Source organism: Alteribacter natronophilus (assembly GCF_006007885.1).
Classification (GTDB): domain Bacteria; phylum Bacillota; class Bacilli; order Bacillales; family Salisediminibacteriaceae; genus Alteribacter; species Alteribacter natronophilus.
On record NZ_VCRO01000002.1, the window covers coordinates 486,490 to 508,659 of the forward strand.

15 protein-coding genes are annotated in these 22,170 nt (G+C 51.1%); 10 read left to right on the top strand and 5 right to left on the bottom strand.

Annotated elements, in window-relative coordinates:
• Positions 1 to 45 precede the first annotated feature (45 nt).
• From FGB90_RS09260 to FGB90_RS09275, 4 genes are read left to right on the top strand one after another with little or no spacing between them, the layout of a single operon-like run.
• Entirely contained in the window at positions 46 to 1,647 is a 1,602-nt protein-coding gene (locus FGB90_RS09260) for a flagellar hook-associated protein 2 (protein ID WP_138810537.1), read from the top strand.
• A gap of 26 nt (positions 1,648 to 1,673) precedes the next feature.
• Complete coding sequence (gene fliS / locus FGB90_RS09265; protein ID WP_138810538.1) at positions 1,674 to 2,075, top strand: flagellar export chaperone FliS; 402 nt, start codon at positions 1,674 to 1,676, stop codon at positions 2,073 to 2,075.
• Positions 2,072 to 2,425 carry a flagellar protein FliT gene (gene fliT / locus FGB90_RS09270; RefSeq protein ID WP_138810539.1) on the top strand — a complete coding sequence of 118 codons (354 nt, stop codon included), beginning with the start codon at positions 2,072 to 2,074 and terminating at the stop codon, positions 2,423 to 2,425. The genes fliS and fliT overlap by 4 nt, the downstream gene beginning before the upstream one ends.
• A gap of 21 nt (positions 2,426 to 2,446) precedes the next feature.
• A complete protein-coding gene (locus tag FGB90_RS09275; RefSeq protein WP_138810540.1) occupies positions 2,447 to 2,836 on the top strand; it encodes a DUF8042 domain-containing protein in 390 nt (129 codons plus the stop codon).
• 501 nt (positions 2,837 to 3,337) lie between these two features.
• On the opposite strand, the gene FGB90_RS09280 is transcribed toward FGB90_RS09275, so the two are convergent.
• Complete coding sequence (locus FGB90_RS09280) at positions 3,338 to 4,861, bottom strand: sodium/proline symporter (RefSeq protein WP_138810541.1); 1,524 nt, start codon at positions 4,859 to 4,861, stop codon at positions 3,338 to 3,340.
• A 289-nt stretch (positions 4,862 to 5,150) separates the two neighbouring features.
• Positions 5,151 to 9,623, bottom strand: a complete 4,473-nt coding sequence (locus FGB90_RS09285; protein ID WP_246056118.1) for a S8 family serine peptidase — start codon at positions 9,621 to 9,623, stop codon at positions 5,151 to 5,153.
• Positions 9,624 to 10,289: 666 nt separating this feature from the next.
• Here FGB90_RS09285 and FGB90_RS09290 point away from each other — a divergent pair.
• On the top strand, positions 10,290 to 11,225 hold the full coding sequence (locus tag FGB90_RS09290) for an ROK family protein (RefSeq protein ID WP_138810542.1): 936 nt from the start codon (positions 10,290 to 10,292) through the stop codon (positions 11,223 to 11,225).
• Positions 11,226 to 11,467: 242 nt separating this feature from the next.
• Here the strand turns inward: FGB90_RS09290 and FGB90_RS09295 are convergent, their stop codons facing one another.
• Positions 11,468 to 13,246 carry an alpha-glycosidase gene (locus FGB90_RS09295; RefSeq protein WP_138810543.1) on the bottom strand — a complete coding sequence of 593 codons (1,779 nt, stop codon included), beginning with the start codon at positions 13,244 to 13,246 and terminating at the stop codon, positions 11,468 to 11,470.
• A 248-nt stretch (positions 13,247 to 13,494) separates the two neighbouring features.
• Between FGB90_RS09295 and manA the strand changes: the two genes are divergently transcribed.
• Entirely contained in the window at positions 13,495 to 14,445 is a 951-nt protein-coding gene (gene manA / locus FGB90_RS09300) for a mannose-6-phosphate isomerase, class I (protein ID WP_138810544.1), read from the top strand.
• Positions 14,446 to 14,638: 193 nt separating this feature from the next.
• On the opposite strand, the gene FGB90_RS09305 is transcribed toward manA, so the two are convergent.
• Positions 14,639 to 14,893 carry a hypothetical protein gene (locus FGB90_RS09305; protein WP_138810545.1) on the bottom strand — a complete coding sequence of 85 codons (255 nt, stop codon included), beginning with the start codon at positions 14,891 to 14,893 and terminating at the stop codon, positions 14,639 to 14,641.
• 72 nt (positions 14,894 to 14,965) lie between these two features.
• Positions 14,966 to 15,415, bottom strand: coding sequence for a single-stranded DNA-binding protein (gene ssb / locus FGB90_RS09310; RefSeq protein ID WP_246056119.1), 450 nt, complete (start codon positions 15,413 to 15,415; stop codon positions 14,966 to 14,968).
• A 989-nt stretch (positions 15,416 to 16,404) separates the two neighbouring features.
• Here ssb and cspD point away from each other — a divergent pair.
• The 4 genes from cspD (at position 16,405) to prfB (ending at position 22,127) form a co-directional block, all read left to right on the top strand.
• Positions 16,405 to 16,602: a cold-shock protein CspD gene (cspD, locus tag FGB90_RS09315; RefSeq protein WP_110521111.1), complete on the top strand. Its 198-nt coding sequence runs from the start codon at positions 16,405 to 16,407 to the stop codon at positions 16,600 to 16,602.
• 761 nt (positions 16,603 to 17,363) lie between these two features.
• Entirely contained in the window at positions 17,364 to 17,933 is a 570-nt protein-coding gene (gene hpf / locus FGB90_RS09320) for a ribosome hibernation-promoting factor, HPF/YfiA family (RefSeq protein ID WP_138810546.1), read from the top strand.
• A 334-nt stretch (positions 17,934 to 18,267) separates the two neighbouring features.
• Entirely contained in the window at positions 18,268 to 20,799 is a 2,532-nt protein-coding gene (gene secA / locus FGB90_RS09325) for a preprotein translocase subunit SecA (protein ID WP_138810547.1), read from the top strand.
• 223 nt (positions 20,800 to 21,022) lie between these two features.
• A protein-coding gene (gene prfB, locus FGB90_RS09330; RefSeq protein WP_138810548.1) for a peptide chain release factor 2 occupies positions 21,023 to 22,127 on the top strand; the annotation gives its coding sequence in 2 pieces (ribosomal slippage) (positions 21,023 to 21,094 and positions 21,096 to 22,127; 1,104 coding nt in all).
• The last annotated feature ends 43 nt before the right edge of the window (positions 22,128 to 22,170 follow it).

Consider the following 22,170-nt stretch of genomic DNA (forward strand, 5'->3'; position numbering starts at 1 on the left):
TAGCCGATATAAAGGGTAACGAAGAGACAGAAGGAGTGGACGGCGATGAGGATAGGGGGACTGGCGTCCGGAATGGACACTCAGGATATGGTGCGGCAGCTCATGGAGGCGGAGCGTATTCCGATGCAGAAAATGGTCCAGGACAGAACGACGATGGAGATGCAGCGGGATGCATACCGGGAAGTGAACCTTAAGTTTATGTCACTCCGGGATTCTTTTTCTGCCAGCGGTCTCGGGCTCCGTTCCTCGTTCAATCAGAAAATCGTCACCAGTACCGATGAATCGAAGGTGACGGCTACGGGATCGGCTAACGCACAGAACGCCAGTGCCGAGATTGAAGTGGCCCAGCTTGCCAAGGCGTCCACATGGGTATCGGGTACGTTTGAAGAAGATGAAGAAATGTTCACCCGCAGGCTTGGGGAGTGGGAGGACGGCCCGGATTTTGACTGGGATGAAAACGGCTCTAGTGAACTGGCTTTTCAGGTCACTCGTCCCGGTGCCGAGGAACCGGAAACCGTCTCGATCCAGGTGAATGAAAACGACAGAATCAACGATGTGATCAGCCGGATGAACCGCTCTGCCCTTGGAGTCAGCTCCTTTGTTGATGAGCGGAGCAATCAGATGGTAATGACGAGTACGACAACGGGAAAAGGGGCCGATCTTGCATTCGGTGACGAGGCTACCCGAAGTTTTATGGCATCGCTCGGTTTTCAGACCGCACCTGGTGAAACGCTCAACGAGAACCACCTCGAAGTTGAAGGTCGGAACGCTCAGTTTACATACAACGGCTTTAACATGGAGCGGGAATCAAATGAGTTCGCGATCAACGGTGTGAGCTACACGCTCCACGGTGAAACGACCGGACCGGTGAGAATCAATACGTCGACGGATTCAGAAGCGATCTTTGACGAGATCATGTCGTTTGTGGACGAGTACAACGAGCTTGTTGATTTTGTGAATGGGAAGCTCAACGAGGAACGTCATCGGGATTACCCGCCTCTCACGTCCGAACAGCGTGCAGAAATGACCGAACACGAAATCGAACTGTGGGAAGAGAAGTCCGACAGCGGACTCCTTCGCAGGGATCCGGTGCTTTCCTCTGCCATGGACCGGATGCGTACAAACCTGTTCAGTAACGTGGAAAATGTGGACGGTGTATTCAATCAGCTTTCACAGATCGGTCTCACAACCTCCCGTGACTACAGGGACGGAGGCAAAATCGTATTCGATGATCGGCAGATGACCATGCCGGATGGTGTGAGAAGGAGCGGGGAGGACCGGCTCCGCTACGCGATCGAAAACCATCCCGAGGATATGTATCAGCTTTTTAACGCTTCAGGTACCGAAGACGAAAACGGCAGAGTCCCTCAGTCGGAGCAGGGAATCATCCCATCGATACGGGACAATCTGCGGACGGCAATAAACGGTGTGACGGACCGAGCTGGTCGGGAAGGACGGACGCCGCAGCAGTTTTCCATCGGCCGTGATATTCTCCGGATGGACGACCGGATCAGTAATTTCGAGCGACGAATGCAGCAGACCGAACAGCGCTACTGGAATCAGTTTACCGCCATGGAAAAAGCGGTACAGCAGCTCAATTCCCAGGCAGAGCAGATGTTTTCCATGATGCCGGGCGGAATGATGTAGGAAAAGTGAGACAGGAGGAGATATAGATGGCATTGAAAAATCCGTATGCAAACTATCAGCAGCAGAACATGCAGACAAAGTCACCGGGAGAGCTGACACTCATGCTTTACGATGGCTGCCTGAAGTTTATCCGTCGCGCCGGTGAGGCGATGGAAGCCAATCAGGTGGAAAAGCGAAACGAAAATCTCATTAAAGCACAGGCGATCATTTCCGAACTCATGGTTACGCTTAAAGGTGAATCGGAAGTAGCCAGGAACATGATGCAGATGTACGATTTCATTATGTCCCGTCTTGTTGATGCGAACATGAAAAACGATCCGGCAGCGCTTAAAGAAGCGGAGCGGTTTGTACGGGAGTTCCGTGACACTTGGGTCGAGGCTCTTAAGCGTGATAGACAGAACCGTTTCGGAGGTGCGAACCGGGTATGACGAAAGCTGCCCGCCTCCTGGCTGTTACACAGACGCTGCATCACAATGTGCAGAGAAAACCTGACGATGATGAACGTGAAGTCTACATTGAAACACTGGCCGATCTCCTTCATGAGCGGGAAGAGGTGCTTGCAGGGATGCAAGGTACTGTCGCACCGGGCGAGGAAGAAGCGCTCCTTCGACAAGCGATCGTTCTAAACGGGGAGATCGAAGGGCGGTTGAAAGAAGATCTGGCTGATATTAAGATAGAAATGAACCGGCTGAAAGTAAAACGGGAAACCGGCCGCCGTTACGAAAATCCTTACACGGCAGCGCAGGTGGACGGGGCATTTTTTGACCGGAGGAACTGACAGATGTAAAGGTGGGTTTCTATGACTGCCAGACTGGACCGCGCCCAATTGGCGTTTCTGAACAATTACGCGGAGCTGCTCGGGGAGCTGGATGATGTGCTCGCCTATGTAAGCGAGTGTTACATTAAGGACGATTACGAAATCGGCGACCGTCTTCTCGCGGACGTGATGAAGGGGATGCTTCCGTATCATCCGGAGAACTTGACGATCGTGTCGATCTTCGGGCAGGAGGAAGAAGCTCTTGAGACGCTGGGCTGTTTTCACGAAGCAGCGCAGCAGGGTGCCGATGCCGGGAACCTTGAAGACCCGGGCGAGCGCATGCATCTGCTTCATGAAGTGCTGATTGTACGTTATAAGCTGTGGTACAGTGTAGTGAAAAAGAAGAAGAGTGAGATGGAATCCTCGGGTTAAGGTGAGGGTTCTTTTTTTGGTTCCGGAAAATAGAGAAAAACGTCATTTGGGGCATTATGATGCTCCGTTACACGTCATCCGCTCGCTTTCCGCGGCGGTCCGGTGAGCCTCCTCGGCTTCGCCTGCGGGGTCTCACCATGGCCCCGACTGCCGCAGGAGTCTCGCGGCTGACGCTTCACTCCGCTTGTTTAACTAAATTGTATTTATTAGTGTGATTCGCCCCCCGCATAAACGTATATGAAGCGAAAGGCGGTGACTCCTGCGGGTAAAGCAGGAGCAGAAGACCCCCAGGGACGAGCGTTTACATCGTGAGTTCGCTTCGAGCTGCTTCGACGCAGATGCTTCGGAGCGATTCGGGCAGAAGAAGCATGATAACTACTCTGCCGCCTGAGACCCTGCCCGCGGAAAGCATCCGCTTGCAGCGAAATATATACTTTGCACGTAACCCTCTCTTATTTAATAGAAAAAACCCGCCATCAAGGCGGGCTCCTATCTCCTCACTTACCCTGCATCTTTCATTTCATCCACAAGGCTATCGGCATTGTCCGGTTTTTTAGTAAACAGACTCACGACCACCGTGAAGAACGTGGCTACGAGAAAGCCTGGTACCGCTTCATAGGTAATGCCGAAGAAATAATCGTTCAAAAACGCGTGAACGTCGATAATCGCGTACGTCCATTCCGGCTGCTGGGCGACCATGACCACGGTGAAAAGACCGGTAATCATTCCGGTTAACACGCCGGCACGGGAAAGCCCTTTCCAGTAAAAGCTGAGGATCAGTGCCGGTCCAAAGCACGCTCCGAGACCACCGAATGCGAACAGCACCATCCAGAATACGAAATCCGTCGCGGTGGAGGCGAGCCAGATGGAAAGACCCATCAGGACGACAATAACGAGACGGCTGAAAGCGATCAGCTTTTTCTGGGATATCTCTTTTCCTTTGGCAAACATTTTGTCGTAAATATCACGTACGACAGCACTTGCCCCAACGAGGAGCTGACTGTCGGCACTGCTCATAATAGCAGCAAGAACGGCGACGAGCAGGATCCCGGCAAAAAACGGATTTAGGACTTCAGCGCCGAGTGACGTAAATATCTGCTCATTGTTCTCGCCGGGAAGCATGTCCACGGAAGGGAAGTAGACGCGGCCGATGAGACCGACCATAATCGCGCCCCAGCCCATGATGACATTCCAGAACGTTGCGATGAGTGCTGCCTGACGCATTTCCTTTACGTTTTTGAGACTCATGTAGCGAACGATAATGTGGGGGTTACCCGGACTTCCGAATCCGATACCGATAAGTCCGATGATGGCTCCGAATGCAAACGCAAACGGGCTGGTAAACCCACCGCCTTCTGCCTGCATCGTATCAAGAACCGGCCCGAATCCGCCCATCTGAATGAGGGCGACAATCGGGAGAATGATGAGTGAAAAGAACATAAAGCCGATTTGAAGAACGTCGGTCTTACTGACGGCATGAAAGCCCCCGAGAATGGTATAGAGAAAAATGATTGCAGCTGTAAGCCACATGCCCTGTGAGGTCGTAATGCCGAGGCTTCCGGAAAAGGCTGTACCGCCCGCGACGAGTTGACTTCCTACGTAGGCAACCATAAAAAACAGGATAATCAGCGAGCTGACAAGGCGGATAATCTTAGTTCTGTCACCGAGACGGTTTTCCAGAATATCAGGCACTGTGATACTCCCTGTTTTCTCACTGAAGGTCCTGAACCGGCGGGCGACAAAGAAAAACATAAACACTTCAACAGTTATGTATCCGGCAACGGCCCAGACCGCATTCAGTCCGGTCAGATAGGCGGTACCGGTGACTCCCAGTACAAGCCAGGCGCTCCGGCCGGAACTTACGGCTGAGAGCGCGACGGTCCACTTATTCAGGCTCCGTCCGGCGAGGAAAAAATCCGTCAGTCCTCCAGAACTTTTTTTCGAACTGAAAATACCGATGCCAACGAGCAGCACAAGGTATGCGATGAGTACACCTACTGTTAGCGGGTGTGCGGTAATATCCATTTGTCATTCCTCCTCTTGTTTTTCTGAAGCTGTCAGTTCTGCTGATCCTGCCGCCCGGTAATGGCGTAGCATGCAAGACCGAGGCCCAGTATGGCCAGTGGTACGATAATCAGCCCGAAGAAAATACCAAAAGTCAACGCGTTCACCTCCTTTTTAACTAGTATAGTACAAAACAGAAAATACAGAAAATTGACACCTCTGACCCAGCTGCAAAAAAAGGCACCCGGGCATGCCGCCCGGGTGCTGCTTCAATGGGAGAGGGTCTGGAATAGTTGAAAACAATCAGGAGTTACTCAACGTTGATATAAAGCTTTCCTTCTGCAAGCTCTCTGACCTCGTTACCGTAGTCATCACGAGCGATTACTTCCACTTCGGCACCAGGTGCTTCCACATTGGCAGTGGCTGTGTAGTAACCGACGTAGTAGCCAGGCTCAGTTTCCTGCATCGGAAGCTCAGTTGCGTTCTGCGTCTGGTTGGAAGCAGAAGGCAGGTTCGTCAGCGGCATACGGATTACGAACGTAGCATCCAGTCCTTCTTCAGCGTTGAAGCTGACAAGAACGGTTTCACCTGCGTTCAGATTCATATCTTCCTCAGGTGTCACATTCGTAATTTCATAGTCACCGAAGTTAGCGTGGATCGTCATTCTTTCCACCGTACGGTTTCCGGCATGGTCGATGGCCACTACGCGGATCAGGTTTTCACCTTCGTCAAGAAGGAGACGGTGGTTGAAGCTGCCGTCCTCGTCAATGTCGGCACGCTGTCCGTTTACATTGACACGGCGGAGGTTTTCATCCGTTGCCTGACCCTGAACGCGGACCGTTTCCGTGTTCACAAGATCACCGTCACTTGGGCTTGTAACCACAAGTTCAGGACCTTCCTGGTCAAGAATTACCGTTACCGGAGCAGACTCACCGGTACGTCCATTTTCTGTGCTTGCAGCAGCAGTCAGAACGTTTTCGCCGGCTTCAAGGTCGACTTCAACGGAGAAGTGTCCGCTTTCGTCAGCCTCAGTGTGAGCTGTTTCCTCACCGTTGTTGCTGATGTGTACGTCAACTCCAGGAGAAGCGTCACCTTCAACAAGAACAGTGTCTTCATTTGTGTGAAGTCCGTCTTCTGGAGAAGTGATCTCCGGAACCGTTACTTCGTAGTTCACAAGGGCACGGATCATGTAGTTTCCTTCAGCAGAAGGAGCCTGTGACCATGCACCGCTCACATACTGCCAGCTGCGCTCGGCATTTGGACCGTCTTCGTCAGTTCCAAGACCCGGAGCGTATGGGTTCGGCTGAGTCTGGATGTATTTGAGGTAGAAGTCGCCCTCTACAACAACACCTTCAGCAGACAGATCAACCTGAGTCCACGTGCCGTCACGGTTGGCTTCGGCATCAACTGGTCCTGCAATCATGTTTCCTGGAGCACCGTTCGTACCTGTAGCGTCATAAACTGCTACCTGGAACTCAGTACCGCCCGGATCAGGCCATTCTGTATCCCAGAATCGGAACAGACCGCCTGTAATGAGTGCGCTGTCCTGTCCTTCTTCAAGGCTCATGCGGACAGCCCAGCCATTGCCGGCATCAAAGAATGCACGTGCGTTTTCAGCAGTACCGTCATCGTATCCGATTTCACCAGGGAATCCGATGAACGGAGTAAGAGCAAAGTCGGCAACTGTTACTTCGTCGCCAGTGATCGTAACTTCAGTTTCGTCACTGTAGAAGGATGGTGCAAACACCTGAAGGGTGTAAGTACCTTCGTAAGCGTCGATGCTGAATTCACCGTTTTCATCTGTGTGAGCCGGAGCTACACGCGGATCTTCTTTAAGAAGAAGCGTTGCGCCTTCGATCGGCTCTTCTGTTGCTTCGTTCCATACTGTACCTGCTACAGTACCTGCATCCAGTTCGTCAAGGACGAAGTGAACTTCAGTAGTTTCGTCAGCTTCTACTGCAATGCTTTCCTCTTCAGGATGGAAGCCGTATGCTTCTGCACGGACTGTGTAGTCACCTGCAGGGTGAATCATGCCGAAGCTTCCGTCAGCCGGGTTCGTCTGAACAGAGCGTCCGGACTCGAGCACGTGTACTGTTGCAGCAAGTGGAAGCCCGCCGTTTGCAGTATCGCCGTTACCCGGTTCAGGATCAGGATCGTTTCCGCCGCGACCAGGACCACGTCCGCGTCCCGGATTGTCTCCGCCGCGTCCAGGTGGAGTGAATTCAGCTCCGTTACCGGATGGGGAAACGTGGTCTTCAGGATTTGTGCGCTTACGCTCAAGACCAACACCTACGCCGTTTCCGCGGTTCATTGGCGCCATGTCCATACCGGCTGCCATTGAATTGACACCGTTCAGGCTCGTACCGGAATCGATAATTCCGACGCTGCCGCCAAACTCGTCTTCTTCAACCGGTGCTTCATCAGTAAGGGATACATGGTCGATGTACCAGCCCGGGCGTGTGATGATGAAGTCGGAGTAGGCGTTGAAGCCGACCACGATTCTTTCACCTGCATACTCGCTCAGGTCGATGGAAGCATCCACATAGTCACCGGATGTTCCGTTAACCGTGTGAAGAGTTTCCCACGTGTCCATACCGTCATCGGATACGACAAGGTACCCGTAGTCATAGTTGTTTTCAAAGTTGTACCATTCCTGATACTCAAGGTAGAAGTCACCTTCGTCAGGAACCTGTACCGGAGGCATGATCAGGGTGGCGTTCATGTTGTTACCGTAGTCACCGCCGAGGTTTGTCGCGTACACATGGTCACCTGTGTAGGCTTCACCCGGTCCGGACGTCGGCTCGCCCCACTCCCAGCTGTCGTTTTCACCGAAGCTCATCCAGCCGATCGGTGTTGTCTGGAAGTCCTGGTAGTAGCCTGTGGAAATGGCTTCGTTTACAGCCACTTCAAATACTTCAGTTTCAACGGTGTTACCGCCGAAGTCATCAATTGTAAAGAAGTATTCAACTGCCGGGGCGTCAATGTCGCTTCCCGGAATGTTTACGGAATACGTGGCATCGCGGTAGTTTCCGCCTGTGCGGTTCGCTTCAAGCTCGTGCCACTCGCCGTCTTTTTCAAAGCTCAGTGTGACGTCTGTAATAGCTACGTTGTCCTGAACATCAATTGTAAGTGGAAGGTTCAGGCCTTCGTAAGTTTCTTCAGGAGCAGTGTGCTGATACGTTGGTGCTTCTGTATCTTCACCTTCCTGAAGGACGCTTCCGGAGATGGAGCCGAGTCCGTCAAGGATACCGGCTACAGCATCGTAAGCGTTAATGATCCCGTGTCCGAAACCGTTGTTCGGTGCTTCAGGATACTGATCGTTCGTACGTGGTGTAGCTGTTTCTTCCATAATTTCAGCAATGTCATCATGTGACAGATCGGAGTTGACCTGTTTGATGAGTGCCACAAGTCCTGCTACGTGAGGAGCTGCCATGGATGTTCCATTCCAGCCGCCTTCATAACCGGATCCCGGTACTGCAGAACGTACGTTGACACCAGGAGCACTTACATCAGGTTTCATTTCATCGTAAGGGGATGGTCCCTGAGATGAGAAGCTTGCAAGGTTCATGTTTGCATCTGTTGCACCTACAGCATAGGATTCAGGGTAGTTTGCCGGCACGCCGACTGTTCCCGGTCCTGCTGTATTACCTGCTGCAAATACAGGGAAAATACCAGCTTCCTGCCAGTTCTGTACCATTGGACGGAACCATTCATTCAGTCCGCCTGCACCGCCCCATGAGTTGTTCACAACGTCCGGAGCCATTTCAGGGTGCGGGTTGCCGTCTTCATCAGTAGGAGCAAGAACCCACTCACCACCGGCAAGGATGTCGGCCTGAGAACCGCCGCCGGAAGCACTGAGGATTTTAACCGCAATCCAGTCTGCACCTGGAGCGACACCGATTTGGTTCGTGCCGTTCGGCTCACCACCAAGTGTAGTTCCATTTACGTGTGTGCCGTGACCGTGATCATCGTAGGACTCTTCCTGACCGTTTACCGCGTCAAAGAAATTAAATGTATGATCCACAGTGTCAGTAGCCGGATCGTATCCGCGGTACTGCTCTTTAAGGGCTGGGTGGTCCCACTGAACACCGGTGTCCATGTTGGCCACAGTGATGCCGGAACCGTCGATTCCCATATCCCATACTTCAGGAGCACCGATCTGCTCGATGTTCCATTCTGTGTTTTCGTTCTGTGTTTCCGGTGTTTCAAGAGGGGCACCTTCTGCCTGAAGGCCGGGGCCGCCTGCACTCAGAATATGAAACTCTTCATTTGGCGTAATTTCAAGAATCTCGGAAAATCCTTTCAAAGATTCAAGGACCTCTTTTGTAGCTGTTACTTCAAGTCCGTTAACAATGAAGAAAGACTGGAAGCTTTCAACGTTACCGGCTTCCTGTTCTTTTTCAAGGAACGCTTTCAGTTCCTTCTGGGACTCCATTGCTGTGGAACGGAGTTCAGACACAATAGCGGTACGCTGTGCAAGTGTCTGATCCGACGTGTTGGCTACCTGGATTGTATTATTCGCCACGTCGGCTGCTACTTTTGCTGTATCGACCTGATCTTTCATCTTCACCAGGAAGGAGACGAATCTCTCATCCTCAAACTCTTTTACCACATCGGCATTAATTTCAACAGCCGCATCTTTGTTCGTTTCCTGCAGATAGGAGACAGACGCATTGTCTGAAGAGCTTTGCGCTCCAGCGTTCTGCGGAATCATGAGCGGCACTATGAGCGCGAAAATCATCATAAAGATGATCCACTGGCGCATCGTTCGTTTCCTCGGCACATCAATCACTCCTCTTTTTTTGTCATTGCGGGGCATGCCCTGCAATGTGAAAACAGGTCTTCATTAAGTGGCGGATCCGCACTGAAACGAGAGTCCTATGTACGGCAGCCTGTGTGAATAAAAATACTCACTGATGATCGCGTGCTGTGCTTCTGGAAATCCGGCCCTCCTTTCGTTATAACGTGTCGGTGAAGGTGAATCCTGCTGATATTGTGCATTCTATAGAACAATTTCAGGGAAATCACTAGCAAAATGACAAAATAAGGCTAAAGAATTCTGAAAATTGGCGCAAATAGGATGTAAGTTTGGGAGAAGAGGGGGCGAGGTCGAAAAGATGTAGTTATTTACCACTATAAGCAAAAAACAAGACGTACTTATGCCAAAAGATGTAGGGATTCGTGTCGATTGCCTGACCAGGAGTATACATCCAAAGGTGTATATATTAATGCGTTTTATAGGACTAATAGAACATGATAGGAATAGGTGGATTGCATAATTTGCCAGTTTTCTCACGGGGGCCAGAATGGCTGCAGTCGAATCCGGGGGGCTTTCGTTCCATGGGACATTAAACTGTTTCGCAGTACGAACCACCGGACAGAGGGAGGCGCAGAATCATGAAAAAAAGTATAATAGATTATAGAGTATTTAAGCGAAGGAGAGAGCGTAATGACAGGCACACCAGCGATTGGCGTCGATATCGGGGGCACAAATACGAGAGTGGCCGCCGTGGACCGGGGAAATGGGACTATTATCGAAAAGGAATCTTTTTTCACAGACCCACTTGAAGGGGCAGAAAGCTTTTTAACGAGAACTTCGGAGGCGATTGAAAAGGTAATGGGCCAGATTGAGGCACGTCCAGACGAAATTGGCGTCGGCTGTCCCGGCCCGATCGACCCGTTTACCGGCACAATTCTCGACCCGCCGAACCTTGCAGGACTTCACCAGGTAAAATTAAAAGACGAAATGGAACGAATGACGGGAATGAAGGTAACGGTCGATAACGATGCAAACGCCGCAGCTCTTGCTGAAACACATTTTGGTGCAGCTTCCGGAGAAAAAAGCGCGGTCTATGTGACTGTCAGCACCGGTGTAGGCGGCGGCATTACGCTGAACGGCCGTCTCGTATCCGGAAAAACCGGTAATGCAGGGGAAATCGGCAATATGATTGTAGACCCGGGATTTTCAGGCGAGCAGATAACTTCTTCGGGTCATATGGGCAGCGGCACACTGGAAAGGCTGGCCTCCGGTACTGCCATCGGTCTTGCAGGAAAAGAGCAGCTTGGCCTGAGTGGTAAAGCGGAGGAGGTTTTCGAGCTGGCTGGCGAAGGAAACAGCGGGGCACAGGCGATCATTGACAGAGCCATCGGCTATCTCGCCATCGCCACAGCAAACCTCGCAAACACACTCGACCCGGATGTGTTTGTGTTCGGCGGCGGCGTGATGAAGCAGAAAAGCGTGATTCCAAAACTGGCTGAGCTGACGAGGGGCTGTCTGTACCCGAGCCTCGCCGGCACCCTCGACATCCGCTCCGCTGCACTCGGTCAGGATGCCGGCGTTATCGGCGCAGCGCTCCTGCCGACGTACCGGCAGATGGATGAATAAGGAATAAAGGAAGGAGGCTGATCGCTGTGATCAGCCTCCTTTGACAGCAGAGGTGGAATAACGTTCTAATAGAAGCTGAACCTCTATAGTACTCGGATTAATCGCTCCAAATACCGGACTATCCGCTCCAAAGCCTGAGCTAATCGCTCCAATGGAGAATCCAATCGCTCTAAAGTCTAAGCTAATCGCTCCAATGGAGAATCCAATCGCTCTAAAGCCCAGCCTAATCGCTCCAAGGAAAATTACTGCTCCTTCAGAATCACACCACTCTTCGGCTCAACAGACACCTTGAGCCTGCCCTTTTTAACCTCGTAACGACCCTCTTCAAACACGGCGCGGAACGTGCCTTTCCCTAGTCCGTCCAGCGTAACCGTTTCCTTACGGTCAGAACTGTTCAGTACGAACACAAATCGGCTGTGGTCATCGGTCCGCTCGTACGCCACCAGACGGCTGTCCTTCTCTGCGGACAGAAAACGGAATGTGCCGTCACGAAGCGCACGGTGCTGCTTCCGCAGGGCAATCAGCTCCCTGTAAAAATCGAACAGCTCACGGTCCTGATGATCCTCGTCCCAGATCATCGGCGCCCGGCAGCCCGGATCGTGTCCGCCGGCCATCCCGAACTCGTCGCCGTAGTAAATACAAGGCGCACCGGTGTAGGTGAGCTGGAACGTGGCCGCAAGCTTCATAAGATCCTTGTCGCCGTCGGCAATCGTCAGCAGGCGCGGCGTGTCGTGGGAATCGAGCAGATTAAACGCAGCCTCGTTCACCTGTTTCGGATACGCCACCTGAATCGCGTCGAGACGTCCCATGAACGATTCCGCATCGATCTCCCGCATGGCAAAAAACTCAAGAATGCCGTTTGTCACCGGATAGTTCATGACGGCGTCGAACTGGTCGCCACCGAGCCAGGCGAGGGAGTTGTGCCAGATCTCGCCGAGAATGTAAGCTTCCGGATTTGCTTTTTTCACAACATCGCGGAACTCACGCCAGAACTGATGATCAACTTCGTTCGCCACATCCAGGCGCCAGCCGTCAACACCAACATCCTCCACCCAGTAGCGGGCAACTTCCAGAAGATAAGCCTTCACTTCGCGGTTTTCCGTGTTGAGTTTCGGCATTGATGCCACGAAACCGAACGTGTCATAGTTTGGATCCGGCTCAGTCACCACTTCGTCTTCCCGGAGGTGGAACCAGCTGGCGAACCGCGACTTCCGGCCGTTTTTCAGCACATCCTGAAACGGAGGGAAGTAGTAGCCGCTGTGATTGAACACCGCATCGAGCATGATCTTAATCCCGCGCTTATGGGCCTCGCGCACGAGTTCCTTCGCTTTTTCGTTGTCCCCGAACTGCGGGTCCACCTTCAGATAATCAATCGTATCGTATTTGTGATTTGATTTCGCCTCAAAAAACGGTGTGAAGTAAATACAGGTAATCCCCAGCTCCTCGAGGTGACCCAGATGATCGATCACACCCTGAAGATCGCCCCCGAAGAAATTATCTCGCGTCGGTTCCCCGTCAGGCTTCCACTCTTCTGTTTCCGGAGGGTTCAGGGATGGATCCCCATTGGCAAAACGCTCCGGGAAAATCTGATAGAACACGGCATTTTTCACCCAGGATGGGGGTTCGTTCACGTCAACCGGATTCAAAAACGGAAATTCAAACATACCGGAAGGAGACTCGAGCATCCCGATCCCGGCCTGGGACTGGGCACCCTCCTTCTGAAAACCGACCTCGTTATAATAGAGGGTTTCGTCACCGCTCTCCAGGCGGAACGCGTAGGCAAAGCGGCGGTATTTCGGCTTCACCGCAGCCTGGTAGTAGTCAAACAGGCTGTCACTTGCGAACTTCTCCATTTTCGTCGTCTGAATGTGCTCCGGAACAAACCTGTACTTGTCCCCGTGCACCACGTACACACGGTCCACATCGTTCCGCTTCGTACGGATCCGGATGTGGAGCGTCTCTTTGTCGTACGCATAGGCGTAATGTGATTTAGGCTGGTGAAACACAGCTTCCAGTAACATGATGATACCCCTCCTGCAATTTTTATTATTCACTGCACAGCCCTCCAGGGCCGCGTTGATTCCCGCGTGCATACCGGCTACAATAGACAGGCGGCGGCTGCCGTAAAGCGCATAGAAAAATAGTGCAACCGCTTGCACTCGATCAAAAAAATAAAACCGGCACTTACGAAGAGTATACCACGGTGCATGAAAGCGCGTCCACGAACCATGGGGCCCAGCAGATATCGATACATACAGGAGGAATATACATGTCCAGCATCCTATTTCTGTCACCTGTCTTCAAGGAAAAAATCTGGGGCGGTGACCGTCTCGAAAAACAGTTCAATTACCCGATTCCATCCGGACAGACCGGGGAGTGCTGGGGAATTTCCGGCCATGAAAACGGCACAAATGAGGTCCTTGGCGGTCCTTACGCAGGCAAAACTGTCCGCGCGCTATGGGAAAACCACAGAGAGCTTTTTAACAGCGAACCCGGGGATGAATTCCCGCTCCTCGTCAAAATCATCGACGCCCAGGACGACCTGAGCGTACAGGTTCACCCGGACGACGAGTACGCAAAGGAACATGAAAACTACGCCTTCGGAAAAACCGAATGCTGGTACATCCTGGACCGTGATCCCGGAGCAAAGCTGATCCTCGGCCACAGCGCCGAAACCCGCGGGGAACTCTCCCGGATGGTAGATAAAGGACAGTGGGACGAACTGTTCCGCGACGTGCCTGTAGAGAAAGGCGACTTCTATTACGTTCCGAGCGGCACCGTTCACGCCATCGGCAAAGGCATCATGATCCTTGAAATTCAGCAGAGCTCTGACATTACGTACCGGTTCTACGACTACGACCGGACCGATGACACCGGCAGCACCCGGGACCTTCACATTGAAGATTCCGTAGCCTGCTCAATGGTTCCCCATGAAGACGTCCGCCCGGAGCGTACCGAAACACAGCACGGCGACCTCAGCGTTACCCGCCTCATCCGCGAGCGCTACTTCACTGTGGACCGCTGGGAACTTAACGGACAGACATCGCAGACAAACGATCATTACCTGCTCATGAGCGTCATCGAAGGCGAAGGCACCATCACTGCAGACGGCGAACCGCAAAAATTAAAAAAAGGCGACCACTTCATCATCCCCGCCACCGTCCGAAGCTATGACCTGAGCGGCAGCCTGACCATCATGTCCTCCCAGACCACCCGCTGAGGATAAAAGAAAGCTGTTTTTGCACAGGTTGCTGCTATTCGCAAATCATTTTTGGAGCGGAAAGCGTCGGCCTGCAGCGCAGAAAAACAACAATCTTTCCGAGAACAGCCAAAAGAAAACCCGCACCCGCATGCGGGAACACGAAGGCGCCCCCTCTCCAGAGCAAACTAAGAAGAGGGGGCGCCTGCATGATTTATACCTTCGAAGGCCCCTGATGGGCCATCTCCATAAAAGAATGAAGAATCACTTCATCCGAATTAATATTCTCAATATGCTTTAACTCCACGCTCGTTTTCAGCGTCTCCACTTCCTCCTGTAGAAAAGCCATCTGTTCAATCGTTTCACCGATGCCGTTTTTCACAGGCACGAGATCCTCCTTGCACGTCATCCGTTTTTCAATCTGGGCTACTTTATGAATCAGGGTTTTGAGAAGATCTGTATCAGTCACTGGGGAATCGCTCCTTTGGCGGTTTAATGTTGGGGTAAAGCCGGGGGAAACGGGCCGTGCGATAAGAAAAGTTTAAGGTGCAGCAGATGGGACAGGGGCCTGCTCCTCTTCGTGTTCCTTTTTAAGCGTCGTCGATTCCGGAGGTTTAATCTGCAGAAAGTGAATACCTTCTGCCACCATATCCATCTTAAATATTCTCCGGTTTTCGCTGTTCGTATAGTTGCTTGTCTGCAGCCGCCCATTGACAGAAATCATGGAACCTTTCCCGCAGACTGAGGTTAGACGCTCGGCGCTCCCTTTCCACATAATGCAGGGGATGAAGTCGGCGTCGTATTCGCCGTCCGGGTTTCTGAAGTTCCGCTGGACGGCCACTGTAAATTTTGATAGTGCTACACCTTCCTTCGTGAAGTAAAGATCCGGATCTTTTACAAGTCTTCCAACAAGGCTTACCTGGTTCAGCATATTTTCCACTCTCCTGAAATCAGATTTTTTGACGGGCAGTCCACTTTTCAATAGAGACATCAGTTTTCACCTCCTTGAGTGAGGCGGTGCCCGGTTCCTTGCGGTAAATGCCGAGGCAGGAGCGGCCAGTCTGCGGGTTTCGGACATTGTGCAGAATGGCCTTGAAAAACGGCTGGACCTGGTGCAGCTGAAGAGAAGGTGAGCTGCTGCTTCCTGTAACCACTGACGGGGAAATTGGGGCACGGAGGTTCACTCCCTGAGGATCAAATTGGGGTGCTTTCAGCGGTGGGCAGTATGAAGGCTTATTACTGGTCAGTGAACAGGAGCGGTATGGCAAACGGGAAAAATGAAGTTTGCCCTGGTGAAACTTCACGCTGGCTGAATGAAACATTAAGTATTTTGTGTACAAACGCCAAAAACGTGTGGTGGCTGGTGAAAGGGCTGAAATCGGACAAAAAAAAGCGCAGTGGCGAAAAAACACCCTGAAATCTGTATTGTCCATATTTTGTGCCGGTAACAGTCACCAGAAGACGGTTTTCAGCTCATACCAGTGGGGACAGTGAAAACTTCCATTGCAGAGGAAGGGCTGGCAGGGCTGGCCGTATCATGTCGGGAAAGAAGAGGGGGGGATCCTGACAGGAAAACGGTAACAGGAGAAGTGAAGAGGAAGGATCAGGTGTGAATCGTGATGGCAGGTCTGTGCTCTTAAGTGAACACCGGCGCCCGGGTGTACTGGAGAGCAAGACGCTGTTCTTACTTTCAATAGTAGATGAAGGAGAAAATATATTCAACTGTTTTTCGGTTAAATATTCAAAAAATTACAAATTGTGCACCTGGATCATATGAAATAACCGTGCCCAGGGTGCCGGTTTCCGGATTATTCTGCAAATAAATATGTGCAACTAAGGTCTCATGCTTATTTGCATTTTTATGGACAGGTGTCGAATTAAGGCGGTCGAAAGAAATTGACTGTGAATTGTACCGTTGCTATATTAAAAGTGTGGTCAAAGCCACACAAGATTTTAATACGAAGGGAATGTGTTAGAAACATGCAAGGAAAAGTGAAATGGTTCAACGCTGAAAAAGGTTTTGGTTTCATCGAGCGCGAAGGTGGAGACGATGTATTCGTTCACTTCTCTGCGATCGAACAGGAAGGTTTCAAGAGTCTTGAAGAGGGTCAGGACGTTGAGTTCGAAATCGTAGAAGGTGCTCGCGGACCTCAGGCAGCGAACGTAACGAAGCTTTAATGATTCGCACTTCCCTTAAATAGAGGTAGTGGTCGTTCATTCGATTGCACGAAGCTTTTTGTTAGGGGTAAAATGTAAGCGAACACAAAGCCTGCTCTTAAGCCAATCCGGCTTTCGGGCAGGTTTTTTCGTACGTGAAATTTATTAATAAGAACCCCGTTATTGTATTGTTGATTTACGCTCATAACTCTCCCTTTCCGAGGGAACCACTACAGCTACTAGTGAAGCAGATGTTCTTTGCTGTTCCCGCAGGAGTGAAGCGCACCTACAGCCAATAAATATAGACATGCGGAGCTTCACGCCGGCAGTGAGACTCCTGCGGCAGTCGGGGACAGGGGGAGACCCCGCAGGGCGATGGCCTGAGGAGGCTCCCCGGACCGCGCGGAAAGCGAACGGACCGCGCGAAGCGAAGCTTTTTGTTCAGCAGTGCAGCAGCGATCTTATAGTTTTTCAAACCTTCCCACCTTTCTGCGGGGAGGTCTCTTTTTGCACACTGTTACGCTGACAGTAAATAGAAGAAGCTGCACATCCGTGGTTTAACAGAACCTGCATAGTGGAATTAGCAGAGTACTCTCCAGTTGTGGGAGAAACCAATCATGCAGGGAGTGAGCATGGCAGTGCAGTCTGAGGCAGTGCATTTTCTTCCTAAACTTTCCGACTGCATCCGACAAAAAGATTTGATGTTTTTCTCGTTTTCAGCAGGATAATGAATTGGTTCTATCGAATAAGTATTTGTATAACGGAAAAGGAGGAGTTTGCTTATGAACTACAACATTCGAGGAGAAAACGTAGAGGTGACTCCCGCACTAAGGGACTATGTTGAAAAAAAGGTAGGCAAACTTGAAAGGTATTTCGACCAGACTCCATCATCTGATGTGCATGTTAAACTGCAGATCCTTAACAACGACCAGCGGGTGGAGGTTACAATTCCGATGCCGAAGCTGCTGCTTCGTGCCGAGGAAACCCATACTGACATGTACGCGGCAATCGACCTCGTTATTGAAAAACTCGAGCGTCAGATCCGCAAGCATAAAACAAAAGTAAACCGCAAATTCCGTCAGGATAACAGTCTTAAGTATATGTTTAAAAACGATCTTGAACCGACTATGGAAGAAGTGCCGAACGACGCACCTGTGTATGAGGACGAGGACGACATTGATATCGTCCGCACAAAGCGTTTCGACCTGAAGCCGATGGACGCCGAGGAAGCTGTTCTTCAAATGGACATGCTCGGCCACAACTTCTTCGTCTTCTCAAATTCCGTCAGCGGCGGCACAAACGTCGTCTACAAGCGAAAAGACGGCAAGTACGGCTTGATCGAAGCTGAATAAATAATATCTCAAGTGGGCGTTCCTTCTATAATAGAAGGAACGTCTTTTATATAGGCTTCTTTAAAAGCACTTCTGTCCCAGGTGTGTCCCTCTAATTACGTTATCCTGGCGTTTTACAGGAGTGACGACGCAGTACTTTTATTTTCCGGTGAAAAATCCGGCTGTTCCGAGGGACTTCCCTCTGCTCCCCGCTTCCTGCTCTTCTTGTAAGGGGGGCGTGAAACTGATAAAATGAAAGTTAATTGTCAGACGGTTTCACACGCGACTGCGCGAAGCTTGACGCATTCATTATGGGAATCGCCCATCGGAATATACGATAAGGGAGCAATGTCCAATGCTAGGTTTACTGAAGAAAGTGATTGGTGACACCGATGCACGCCAGATTAAAAAATGGCAGAAAACGGTGGATGAAATTAACGAACTCGGCGAGAGTGTAAAAAAGCTCTCGGATGATGACCTGAAAAACAAAACGGAAGAATTCAAGTCACGCTGTGAAAAGGGAGAATCACTCGACGATCTGCTTCCGGAAGCCTTCGCGGTCTGTCGTGAAGCGTCCACCCGTGTGCTCGGCATGACTCACTTTGACGTGCAGCTTCTCGGGGGGATCTGCCTCCACAAAGGCGATATCTCGGAAATGAAAACCGGTGAAGGTAAAACGCTCGTGGCGACACTCGCCGTTTATCTGAACGCTCTTTCCGGAGACGGAGTTCACGTCGTAACGGTCAACGATTATCTTGCCCGCCGTGACTCAACTGAAATGGGTAAACTCTACGAATTTCTCGGTCTCACCGTAGGGCTGAACTACAACGGCCTGTCCAAGGACGAAAAGCGTGAAGCATACAAATGTGATGTGCTTTACTCAACAAACAACGAGCTTGGTTTCGACTATCTGAGAGACAACATGGTGATCTACTCCCGCCAGAAAGTCCAGCGCAAACTGAATTTTGCCATTGTGGATGAAGTTGACTCCATTTTAATTGACGAAGCCCGGACGCCGCTCATTATCTCCGGCTCTGCTGAAAAATCGACACAGCTTTATACGGCAGCCAACTCATTTGTGAAAATGCTCGAGGAAGAGAAAGATTACACATACGATGAAAAAACAAAAAACGTCCAGGTTACGGACGAAGGGGTCAGCAAAGCAGAACGTGTATTTAAAATCGACAACCTGTTTGACCAGGCTCACGTTCAGCTGAACCACCATATCAATCAGGCACTTAAGGCGCACGTAGTGATGAAGCGTGACGATGATTACGTGGTTCAGGAAGGTGAAGTGTCGATTATCGACCAGTTTACCGGACGGATCATGAAAGGCCGCCGGTACAGTGACGGCCTTCACCAGGCGATCGAGGCGAAAGAGGGTCTCGAAATTAAGCGCGAAAGCATGACGATGGCATCCATCACGTTCCAGAACTACTTCCGGATGTATGCAAAGCTTGCAGGGATGACCGGAACCGCCAAGACGGAGGAAGAGGAGTTCCGTAACATCTATAATATGAACGTGTACTCGATCCCGACGAACGAAGCGATTGCACGTGATGACCGCCCGGATCTGATTTATAAGACAATGGACGGGAAATTCAAGGCCATCGTGGAGCAAATCAAGGAACTGTACGAGAGCGGCCAGCCGGTTCTCGTTGGTACAGTGAGTGTGGATACGTCCGAACTTCTTTCCGGCCTGCTTAAGAAAAAAGGTGTGCGCCATAACGTCCTGAACGCGAAGAACCACGCCCGAGAAGCGGAAATCATCGAAAACGCCGGTCAGCCGAAAGCAGTCACCATCGCCACAAACATGGCGGGACGCGGAACGGACATTAAACTGGGCACTGGCGTGAAAGAGCTTGGCGGTCTATATGTGATCGGAACCGAGCGTCACGAATCACGACGGATCGATAACCAGCTCCGGGGACGGTCCGGACGTCAGGGAGACCCGGGTAAATCGCAGTTTTACCTGTCTCTTGAAGACGTGCTTATGCGCCGCTTCGGAAGTGAGAATATGGCCAATATGATGGAGAAGCTCGGCCTCGAGGAAGATCAGCCGATTGAAAGTAAGCTCGTGTCCCGTGCAGTGGAACAGGCTCAGAAACGTGTGGAAGGTAACAACTTTGACGCACGTAAGCAGCTTCTGCAGTACGATGATGTTATGCGCGAACAGCGTGACATTATCTATCAGCAGCGGAACGAAGTGCTCGAGTCCGATAACCTCCGTCCGATTGTTGAAAAAATGATCCAATCCACTATCGAGCGCAACGTCCAGCTCTATACGCCGGAAGCTGAAGTGCCGGAGGACTGGAACCTGCAGGGGATCGTGGATTACATTAACGCCACAGTTCTGAACGATAAGGAAATCGAAGAGAAGGATCTTAATGGTCTTGAACCGGAGGAAATGATCGAGCTCATTACGGACCGTGCCATGGAAGAATATAAAGCCCGTGAGGAAGAGTTCACGACTGAGCGGATGCGTGAGTTCGAAAAAGTCGTTCTTCTTCGCACGGTTGATTCAAAATGGACGAGCCACATCGACCAGATGGACCAGCTTCGCCAGGGAATCCACCTGCGTGCCTACGGACAGAACGATCCGCTTCGTGAATACAAATTTGAAGGATTTGAAATGTTTGAAGAGATGGTTGCCTCCATCGAAGAAAACGTCACCCGCTACGTAATGAATGCGCAGATCGAAGCCAACCTTGAACGTAAACCTGTAGCAGAAGGCAAACCGGTCCACCGCAGTGCCAACAACCAGCAGCAGGAGAAAAAGAAAAAAGTGCCGTTCCAGAAAGCCCAGACAATCGGCCGCAATGACCCTTGTCCGTGCGGATCCGGGAAGAAGTATAAAAACTGCCACGGAAAAGCAGCAGCGGAATAAGCAGCAGTTTCTGGAATCAGACAGAAAACCGGGAGCTCTTTGAGAAAGCGTGCTGAAACCGGGTTCTGAAGATTGACAGAGTAAATTTATAAATTCCCCGAATGGACCGCCATTTTTACGGGAATAGGAAAGACAGGCTGCTTGGAAAAAATATTAGAAGAGAAAGCCCGCGGACGGCAAAAACCGGAGTGCGGCTTTCTTTTCGGTAAAGAGGTGTTCGTAAATGGAAATGTCGGATATTAAAAACGAACTGCAGACTATGGCTAAGCGATTAGCGGACTTCAGGGGGTCTCTTTGACCTCGAAAACAAAGAGACCCGCATAGCCGAACTCGAGGAACTAATGGCCGAGCCGGGATTCTGGGACAGCCAGGACAAAGCCCAGCAGGTGATCGACGAAAGTAACCGGCTGAAAGAAGGAACGGAAACGTACCGGAAGCTCGAAAGTGAGTACGAGGATCTTGAAGTCAGCTTTGAACTCGTCAAGGAAGAAGGCGATGAAGAGCTGAAAGCAGACCTTGAAGACGGTGTTAGAAGTATGGTTGAAGAGATGAACAAGTTCGAGTTGCAGCTTCTTCTCAGCGAGCCTTACGATAAAAATAACGCCATCCTCGAGCTTCATCCGGGAGCAGGAGGTACCGAGTCCCAGGACTGGGCATCACTACTGCTGCGGATGTATACGCGCTGGGCTGAGTCCAAAGGATTTAAAGTCGAAACGATGGACTATCTGCCGGGAGATGAAGCCGGCGTAAAAAGCGTAACCCTCCTGATTAAGGGCCACAATGCATACGGGTATCTGAAAGCGGAAAAAGGCGTACACCGCCTCGTCCGTATTTCACCGTTCGACAGCTCCGGACGCCGCCATACCTCGTTTGCTTCATGTGAAGTAATGCCTGAACTCGATGATAATGTGAGTGAAATTGAAGTCTCACCTGATGAGCTGAAAATCGATACGTACCGCTCAAGCGGTGCCGGCGGACAGCACGTTAACACAACCGATTCCGCGGTCCGGATTACCCACGTACCGACCAATACAGTAGTCACGTGCCAGTCCGAGCGTTCACAAATCAAGAACCGCGAACAGGCAATGAAAATGCTTAAAGGAAAGCTTCTTCAGCTGAAGCTCGAACAGCAGCAGAAGGAGCTCGATGAAATCCGCGGTGAACAGTCCGATATCGGCTGGGGAAGCCAGATCCGTTCCTACGTGTTCCATCCATACAACATGGTGAAGGACCACCGCACGAACCATGAAACCGGCAATACCCAGGCAGTCATGGACGGGGAACTGAGCCCGTTTATCGACGCCTATCTACGCTCTAAAATAGACTGATCACAAGCTGCCCTGCACATTGCAGGGCACTTTTTTGTTTTAC

What these genes read in the sequence shown, in the direction of transcription:
- hpf (WP_138810546.1), top strand. Translation starts at nt 17,364, where the DNA reads ATGAACTACAACATTCGAGGAGAAAACGTAGAGGTGACTCCCGCACTA.
- fliS (WP_138810538.1), top strand. Translation starts at nt 1,674, where the DNA reads ATGGCATTGAAAAATCCGTATGCAAACTATCAGCAGCAGAACATGCAG.
- FGB90_RS09295 (WP_138810543.1), bottom strand. Translation starts at nt 13,246, where the DNA reads ATGTTACTGGAAGCTGTGTTTCACCAGCCTAAATCACATTACGCCTAT.
- ssb (WP_246056119.1), bottom strand. Translation starts at nt 15,415, where the DNA reads ATGTCTCTATTGAAAAGTGGACTGCCCGTCAAAAAATCTGATTTCAGG.
- FGB90_RS09275 (WP_138810540.1), top strand. Translation starts at nt 2,447, where the DNA reads ATGACTGCCAGACTGGACCGCGCCCAATTGGCGTTTCTGAACAATTAC.
- FGB90_RS09280 (WP_138810541.1), bottom strand. Translation starts at nt 4,861, where the DNA reads ATGGATATTACCGCACACCCGCTAACAGTAGGTGTACTCATCGCATAC.
- manA (WP_138810544.1), top strand. Translation starts at nt 13,495, where the DNA reads ATGTCCAGCATCCTATTTCTGTCACCTGTCTTCAAGGAAAAAATCTGG.
- FGB90_RS09260 (WP_138810537.1), top strand. Translation starts at nt 46, where the DNA reads ATGAGGATAGGGGGACTGGCGTCCGGAATGGACACTCAGGATATGGTG.
- secA (WP_138810547.1), top strand. Translation starts at nt 18,268, where the DNA reads ATGCTAGGTTTACTGAAGAAAGTGATTGGTGACACCGATGCACGCCAG.
- cspD (WP_110521111.1), top strand. Translation starts at nt 16,405, where the DNA reads ATGCAAGGAAAAGTGAAATGGTTCAACGCTGAAAAAGGTTTTGGTTTC.
- FGB90_RS09290 (WP_138810542.1), top strand. Translation starts at nt 10,290, where the DNA reads ATGACAGGCACACCAGCGATTGGCGTCGATATCGGGGGCACAAATACG.
- fliT (WP_138810539.1), top strand. Translation starts at nt 2,072, where the DNA reads ATGACGAAAGCTGCCCGCCTCCTGGCTGTTACACAGACGCTGCATCAC.